Source organism: Lactobacillus apis, assembly GCF_002837055.1.
GTDB classification, from domain to species: domain Bacteria; phylum Bacillota; class Bacilli; order Lactobacillales; family Lactobacillaceae; genus Lactobacillus; species Lactobacillus apis.
In genome coordinates, this window is the sequence record NZ_PDKP01000008.1 from 34,078 (window position 1) to 41,911 (window position 7,834).

Here is a 7,834-nt window from a genome sequence, read left to right on the forward strand (position 1 = left end):
AATGGCAGTTATTGAATTAAAAAATGTTCAAAAAGTATACGGAACAGGTGCGGCAGAAGTTCAGGCACTCAAGCAAATAGATTTCAAAGCCAATGAAGGCGAAGTCGTCCTAATCATGGGACCGTCTGGAGCAGGTAAAAGCACCTTTTTAACGATCGCAGGTTCTTTACAAAAACCAACTTCTGGACAGGTTTACATTAACGGTGAAGATATTGCTAATATTTCTGCTAAGCAAAGTAATGCATTGCGTTTGAATCAGATTGGTTTTGTTTTGCAGGCATACAACTTGATTCCTTTTTTAACAGTTAAAGAGCAGTTTGAACTTGTTGATCATGTGAAGAAGCAGGGAAATCTTAACCAAGCAACAATGGACAAGTTATTAGAGCAGTTGGGAATTACCGGACTAGTAAATAAATATCCGAGTGAGCTGTCTGGAGGCCAGCAGCAACGTGCCGCGATTGCTCGGGCACTTTATGCTAACCCCAAAATTTTACTGGCAGATGAGCCAACAGCATCACTTGATAGTAAAAATGTAGATGAAGTAGGTCAATTGTTCAAAAAGCTTGCCCAAAATTACCAAAAGGCGGTCATTTTAGTGACCCATGACCCGAGATTGGAAAAATATGCTGATCATATTTACGAAATGATGGATGGGGAAATGATAAAAAAGCAATAGTCTCGAAAATGGTATATAATATAAAACCGAAATTTTAGGTTGCTATTTATTTGGCAATTTTCTTCTTCTCACGTTGGATACCAAGCTATCTATGATAGGCAATAGCACGCATCAAATTTGCAATTGAGATTTGATGCTTTTGGGTATAAAAAAGTATATTGTTCTTGACAAAATAGTTTCAAATTTACTATTCTTAACAGTAGATAGCTATTTGTTATTTTATAGCATAGTATAAATTACTGAATCGATAGTGGTTAGAGAACAGAATCACTATTAAGTAATTACTATTTTCAAAAACTTAAATGTTCTGTTTGAAAAATAGCAAAAAATGTTTAAAGTGGATGTTTTTGATATATAGTCTTTGGGTTTTAAGTCCTATGCTAGAGGACGTTGACAAAACATTTAACATCAAACAAATAGCCAAGTAATTATAATTGAGGTAGAAAATGGAAAATCCAGAAGATAAAGCAATTGAAATAACAACAAACTACGAAAATCAAAGTATCAATTTGAGATTTTCTGATAATTTGACGGAAGATCGTGAAAGAGGCTACATTCTATCTGCCGCATTCTTTTCTTTCTGTGCATCTCAGGGGCTAAGCAAAAGTGAAGTAAATGATATGGTTTCAACTTATTATAATGAATTTTTAGATAACGAACTATAAGGTCTTCCTAGTAGACTCCTACACTGAGCTCTAACATAGAGATACTAAGATTAATCAAGGGAAATTGAATGGCAAGAAAAAAAGAAATCGGGAAAAAGAAAATTTTAAATATTGCTTATAAAATGGTTGCAAAGGATGGAGTTGAGAGCTTAACTGCTCGCAATATTGCTAAAGCAGGTCATTTTTCAACGCAACCATTGTATCTTGAATTTGAGAGCATGGATGAATTACGCAACGAAGTTTTGCGTCAAATTGCGGACAACCTTAGAAGTAATATTTTGCAGAAACAGTACACTAGTGAACCTATGGTAGACATGGATTTGGCATATATTGAATTTGCTGAGCAACATGAAAATCTTTTTCGCGCAATGTTTGTTGACGGAAAATTTGGAAGCAAGGTTATTTCTGATACTCTGATTGAACTCGGAGTTGCTAAGTTTAAAGAACAGTATAGCGACACAGATCATACAAATGAAAAAATTAAAAATATTGTAATTGCTAATTGGATTACGACAATTGGTATGGCATCGTTAATAGTTAACGGTATTGCAAGTTTTTCGCAGACGCAAATTGTAAACGTGCTGTCTGCCCAGCTTAATGATGCGGTTATTAACGATTGGCTAAGTGAGACTAGCACGGTTTCTCTGTTCGATACTGAAGATGTTAAGGAAGCTAGAGCGAAAAAAGAAAAAAATCACAAAAAATAATTTTTTAATAAAATCCATATATAACAAGGGTTATAGAATGAAAAGATTAAACTTCTATAGGCTTATGATTATGTTTTTTATCCAAAAAATACAGATGATGTTATAATTATTTAAGAAATTATTTTTCTTGAAAGGTGGTTTTTATGAAAATCCTTGCATTATCTGGTTCAAATGCCAATAATTCGTTTAATGAAGCATTACTTAAGTTTATCTCTAAGGAATTTGCTGACAAATATGACTTTAAATTAGCAACTGTTAAAGGTTTGCCAATGTTTAAAGAAGGTGAAGACACTTCTGAAGCTATTCAAACTTTGACTAAAGAAATTGAAGATGCTGATTTAGTCTTGATCGGTTCACCAGAGCAACAACACTCTGTAACTAGTGCTTTAAGTAGCGCACTTGAATGGTTATCAAGTGCAACACACCCATTTAAGGGTAAGCCAGTTGCTATTGTTTCAACTTCTCCAATGCCTCAAGGTGCTTCACGTTCACAAAGTCGTTTGAAGAGTTTGATGACTGCACCTGGTTTTGGTGCCAAGATCTTTAATGGCGATGAGTTTATGATGGGTGTTGCACCTCAACAATTTGATGAAAATGGTGACTTAACTGATAAGTCTTCTGTTGAATTCTTAGGTCACTTCTTCGATGAAGTTGATAGTTGGTACGCACAAGTTACTAAGTAGGAGGACCAAGAATGAAAATTTTAGCAATTGTTGGTACAAACGCTGATTTCTCATACAATCGTTTTTTAGCAAAGTTTATTGCTAAGCGTTACGGTGACAAAGCAGATATTGAAGTAAAAGAAATTGATAAGTTAACACCATTCTGTAGAACAGAAATGGCTGATGACACTATTAAGCCTTGGATCGAAGACGTTAAGAATGCTGATGGTATCATCATCACTACACCAGAATACGACCACACTATTCCTGCTGCATTAAAGAGTAGTCTTGAATGGTTAGGTTCACACGCTGGTCCTAACGTAATGAAGATGAAGCCAGTTGCTGTTGCTGGTGCTTCATACGGTACTCAAGGTACTGGTCGTGCACAAGAAGATATGCGTGAAATTTTACTTTCACCAGATATGAGTGCTAACGTTTTGCCAGGTAACGAAGTTTTGATTGGTCAAGCTCCAAGCAAGTTTGACAAAGAAACTGGTGAATTAACTGACGAAGCAACAATCAAGCAATTAGATGGTATGATGGATAACTTCTTCAAGTTTATTGAACAAGCAAACAAATAATCTTTTGCTAGATTGTTTAGCAGAGAGTAAAATAACCGGATAGGATTAACTATCCGGTTATTTTTGTCAGGAAGGAAATTGTTGATGACTGCCCCAATTGTGTTGCCAATGAAATCTGTTCGTAACCCTCGTGATATCGGAGGATATGTAGGATTTGATGGCCGAAAAATTCGCCCCCACCGTTTACTGAGGACTGGTAATATGAGTGAAATAACGCCAACTGATGAGCGGTTTTTGCTAGATTACGGCTTACATACAATTATTGATTTACGTTCACCAGCTGAATGTAAACAAAAGCCGGATAAAGAGCTGGACAATGTAGAGCACTATGCTTGTCCACTTTCTGCTGAAGATAATACTGGTGGGCACGGACTTGATATGAGTAAAGAATTTGCTGAATATCGTAAAGACCAATATGCAGGTTTTAAGTTGATGTGTCGCCGCTATCATCACCATATCCTTAATAAGTCAGCTCAACGAAGCTTTCATCATATTATTAAATTGATAGCAGAAAATGATGACGGGGCAATTCTTTATCATTGTTCTGAAGGTAAGGACCGTACGGGTCTGGTAACGATTATTATTTTATACATTTTAGGCGTAGATATGGAGGTAATTCGACAGGACTATCTTTATTCAAACTACATGTTGAATGATTATCGTGCAGTTCGTGACCAGCACTTTAAACAGGCAGGAGAAAATGATAATTTCCGCGCTAATATGCGTGTTTTAGGCTCGGTTGCTAATTCTTATTTTGACACCAGCTTAATCACTATAAATGAAAATTTTGGTGGTCTTGATTCATACATTACTAATGAACTTGAGATTGATGACCAAATGCAAGAACTAATTAGAGAAAAATACTTGGAGAAATAAAAGCATAATGATTGAAAATTTAACTTTAGAGCAGGCAACAGGTCAGCATCATGCCTTAGGAACCTCAATTACTTTACAAATTTTTGGTACAACTGATGATACTTTGATTAATGAAACGTTTGATTTGATTGATCACTACGAAGATTTATTGACTGTAAATCGTGAAAACTCAGAAGTAATGGATATTAATCATGCTGCGGGTCAGCGACCAGTTCAGGTTTCAAGTGCTGTCTATGGTTTGGTTAAGTTAGCTGTTGAACAAAGCCGCGAAAACTTTGGCTTTAATGCATTGATTGGTCCGTTAGTTAAGCTGTGGGCAATCGGCTTTAAGGATGCACATGTTCCAACTGGTGAACAAATACAAGAAAAAATGAAATTAATTGATCCATTTAGTGTTGAATTAGATGATGAAAATCAAACAGTCTACTTGAAGAAACCAGGGATGGAACTCGACTTAGGTGGCATTGCTAAGGGCTGGATTGCTGATCGAATTCGTGACTTTTGGCATGCTTACGGCGTCAGAGCTGGCATCATCAATCTTGGTGGTAACATTTTGCTTGTTAATGATTCGCCTAAGCGTGCGAGTGGTCAGTGGACGGTTGGTGTTCAAGACCCTAAAAAGCCACGTGGTAATAACATTTCAACAGTAACGGTTCCAGAGTGCTCAGCTGTAACCAGTGGTACTTATGAGCGCTATCTAGTTGTAGATGGTCATAAGTATCATCATTTGATTGATCCAAGAACTGGCTATCCAGTAGAAACTGATTTGGCTGGTATAACTACTTTTACTAAGGATTCAGTTGAAGCTGAAATCGAATGCAAACGGCTTTTCTTTGCGGGACATCCAATTGAGGGCTGGCATGACGATCCTGATCGAATTGGCGCCGTTTTTGTATATAATGATGAACACGTTGAATATGATAATTTTGATCAATAGAGATTTAAAACTGCTTTTACAGTATGGTAAAAGCAGTTTTTTCATTAAGTAACAAAAAACGAAGCAAAAATTTATCCAGCTTCGTTTTTTAAAATAATTGAATTTATTTAATAGTGATAGCTTTATGGCAGAATTCGTGTTGAATTGTTGCTTTTGGAAGCCAAGCAATTGCACCATGATCGTAGTTCATGTTCTTGCCACCAGTACCAGCACCATCATGCTTTGAGTAGTATAGAGGGTCATAAACCAGGAATTTACCTTTTTCATAGCCAACAATAACTTTGCAGTGGTTACGTACATTGTCACCAGGTTTTTGGTATGAAGAGAAGCCGTAGTAAAGAACAGGCTTTCCACCTTGAACGTACATTCTAATGTCGTCTAAGGTTAATTTCTTGCTAGAAATGTTAATAACATTTTTACCGGTCTTAAAGGTACGAGCATATTTAGCTAAAGCACCAGGACTGATGACATAGCCAAAACCGACACCAGTGTATACATCACCTTTTTGACCACCCTTAGTTGGTTGCATTGGTAAGTTGTCTTGTACTTTCTTTAAGAAACTTGCAGTAATCTTTTGGCCTTGTGAGCCAAGTAGCATCGACATTGAAGCACCTGCACAGCCCCAAGGTGTTTTAACTGGAACATATTGGCTGACATATGGAGCCTTAACAATTTTAGCTTGGTTAGGTGTTGCTACAGCGTTTTTGTTAATATAGCCAATTGCTGGTTTGCCTTTTTGGTTAATCCAGTAGTATTTTTTACCGTTGTGGGTAAACGTTTTGCTGACATTAAAAGTCTTGTGGAAGTATTTTGAGCTAGATTTTTTGTTCTCAAAATTGCCCTGATAAATGCCGTAGTTCTTCTTAATAATGGCTACTTTAAAGGTCTTAACCTTTTTATTTGAAGCAGTTGTTGTTTGCTCCTTATTTGTGGTCGAAGGCGCTTTTGTCTGATTAGATGAAGACGGCGTCTTTGTTTGATCAGCTTTCCCAGTTTGATCTGTTTGTTCAGTTTTACCTGATTGTTCAGTTTGACTAGGTTGCTGTGTTTGAGTTGTTTGACTGCTTTGAGGTGATTGAGCCTCATCAGCAGCGCTAACAACTGAAACGATACTTGAGCTTGCAATCGGAGCAGCAAGCAAGATTGCAGCAGAAAGTGTCTTTATTTTTTTAAGCACTGATTTTTTATCCACTTTTTTCCTCCAAAATTTCATATATTATTGTTAAATTATCTTACCAAAACTAGTTTACTACAACCACCAATTAATTTGTCATATTTTTAAATGGAAAAAGTTAATCTAAAAAAAAAGTAATAAAAAAGGCAATCGTAGTTGCCTTCTCATTTGTCTAACTTTTTTATGCAGCTGTCCGACTAATACTAAAAATATAGTTGAACATACCATTAGATAGGCCTGGTGTACTATAAATTATAAAACGTAAAAATGGTGAATTAAGTGTTTGCTGAATAAACCATGGATTTTGCAAAGCATTGAGCATCGACAAAATTATATAGACGAAAAAGTAGCTAGCAAAAAATTGAGCGGTTGCGCCTAAAACACCATCTAAAAGCGTACCAAAACTGGTTGAGTGAGGCTTTTTGCTTGGAAACCAGCCTTTAACAATTTTGATTAACCATTTACCAACAAATAAAATAATGAAAAAGGCTAAGAACCGAAAAATCATTAAATTGGTACTGGGAGCTAAACTGGTTTGAATGTTTTGACCAGTAATTTGGCTATAGAGCCAATTGCCAACAGGATTTTGAAATAAGATTGCAGCGATAAAAACAACTGCTGCGAAAATTAAATTAATAATTAATTTGGTAAAACCGGTTTGGTATCCCTTATATATTTTTAGGGCCAAATAGACTAAAACAATTAAAGTAACAATCATATAGATCTCCTTTGACGATATTATAGCGTATTTTTGCTGATTTAGACTTTGACGGCAGTCAAAAAATATTTCATAATTAATAAGATATAATGGCTTTACAATAAGCCGCTTTTAGCGTTAAATTTATAGGGTGTGAAACAAGGTTTCACGGGTGAAAAATGAATCCTGAACAATTTGTCCAAGAATTATCAAAGCGTAATTTTAAATTAAATGAAAAGCAAATCAACCAATTTAACCAATACTTTACTAGTTTGATTGAAGCTAATCAGCATGTTAACCTCACGCGAATTACTGAAGAAAATGATGTTTATCTTAAGCACTTTTTTGACAGTGTTACGCCATTATTCATGTTTGATGAACTTTTTAAATCAGGCAGTGAATTATGCGATGTTGGTGCTGGTGCGGGCTTCCCATCAATTCCGCTCAAAATTATAAAACCAGAAATCAAAGTCACTATTGTCGATTCTCTAGGTAAGCGATTAACTTTTTTGCAGGAACTTGTTGATAAGTTAGATCTAAAGGATATAACACTTGTTCATGGTCGCGCCGAAGATGTCGGTCAAAACAAGCAATACCGTGAACAGTTTGATCTTGTAACTGCTCGTGCAGTTGCCAATATGGCGGTATTGAGTGAATATTGCTTACCGCTAGTTAAAAAAGATGGCAACTTCATTGCACTTAAGGGACCTAAAGCTGATGATGAGTTAAAAGATAGTCAAAAGGCCATCACAACTCTTGGTGGCAAGGTAAGTGAGGCTGAAGGGCTGCAATTACCTTATAGTGACGAAGAAAGAACGCTGATTCTTGTTCAAAAAGTCAAAATGACACCCAAGAAATA

10 protein-coding genes are annotated in these 7,834 nt (G+C 36.0%); 8 read left to right on the forward strand and 2 right to left on the reverse strand.

Going from position 1 to position 7,834, the window contains the following annotated elements; all coding sequences use genetic code 11:
- The first annotated feature begins 1 nt into the window (after position 1).
- The 7 genes from CRG87_RS05990 (at position 2) to CRG87_RS06020 (ending at position 5,104) form a co-directional block, all read left to right on the forward strand.
- Positions 2-676, forward strand: coding sequence for an ABC transporter ATP-binding protein (locus tag CRG87_RS05990; RefSeq protein WP_074426030.1), 675 nt, complete (start codon positions 2-4; stop codon positions 674-676).
- A gap of 446 nt (positions 677-1,122) precedes the next feature.
- The gene (locus tag CRG87_RS05995; RefSeq protein WP_074426029.1) at positions 1,123-1,341 is read left to right on the forward strand and encodes a hypothetical protein; all 219 of its coding nucleotides are present in this window, start codon (positions 1,123-1,125) and stop codon (positions 1,339-1,341) included.
- Between the two features lie 68 nt (positions 1,342-1,409).
- Positions 1,410-2,048, forward strand: a complete 639-nt coding sequence (locus tag CRG87_RS06000; protein WP_074426028.1) for a TetR/AcrR family transcriptional regulator — start codon at positions 1,410-1,412, stop codon at positions 2,046-2,048.
- Positions 2,049-2,191: 143 nt separating this feature from the next.
- A complete protein-coding gene (locus CRG87_RS06005; RefSeq protein WP_074426027.1) occupies positions 2,192-2,731 on the forward strand; it encodes an NADPH-dependent FMN reductase in 540 nt (179 codons plus the stop codon).
- A gap of 11 nt (positions 2,732-2,742) precedes the next feature.
- Positions 2,743-3,291: an NADPH-dependent FMN reductase gene (locus CRG87_RS06010; protein WP_074426026.1), complete on the forward strand. Its 549-nt coding sequence runs from the start codon at positions 2,743-2,745 to the stop codon at positions 3,289-3,291.
- An 84-nt stretch (positions 3,292-3,375) separates the two neighbouring features.
- Positions 3,376-4,167, forward strand: a complete 792-nt coding sequence (locus tag CRG87_RS06015) for a tyrosine-protein phosphatase (RefSeq protein ID WP_074426025.1) — start codon at positions 3,376-3,378, stop codon at positions 4,165-4,167.
- A gap of 7 nt (positions 4,168-4,174) precedes the next feature.
- Positions 4,175-5,104, forward strand: a complete 930-nt coding sequence (locus tag CRG87_RS06020) for an FAD:protein FMN transferase (protein WP_074426024.1) — start codon at positions 4,175-4,177, stop codon at positions 5,102-5,104.
- 103 nt (positions 5,105-5,207) lie between these two features.
- Here the strand turns inward: CRG87_RS06020 and CRG87_RS08250 are convergent, their stop codons facing one another.
- Complete coding sequence (locus tag CRG87_RS08250) at positions 5,208-6,296, reverse strand: C39 family peptidase (protein WP_074426023.1); 1,089 nt, start codon at positions 6,294-6,296, stop codon at positions 5,208-5,210.
- A gap of 163 nt (positions 6,297-6,459) precedes the next feature.
- On the reverse strand, positions 6,460-6,996 hold the full coding sequence (locus tag CRG87_RS06030; RefSeq protein WP_074426022.1) for a CvpA family protein: 537 nt from the start codon (positions 6,994-6,996) through the stop codon (positions 6,460-6,462).
- A 158-nt stretch (positions 6,997-7,154) separates the two neighbouring features.
- Between CRG87_RS06030 and rsmG the strand changes: the two genes are divergently transcribed.
- Positions 7,155-7,834: 16S rRNA (guanine(527)-N(7))-methyltransferase RsmG (gene rsmG, locus CRG87_RS06035; RefSeq protein ID WP_101138700.1), on the forward strand; the 680-nt coding region annotated here is incomplete at its 3' end.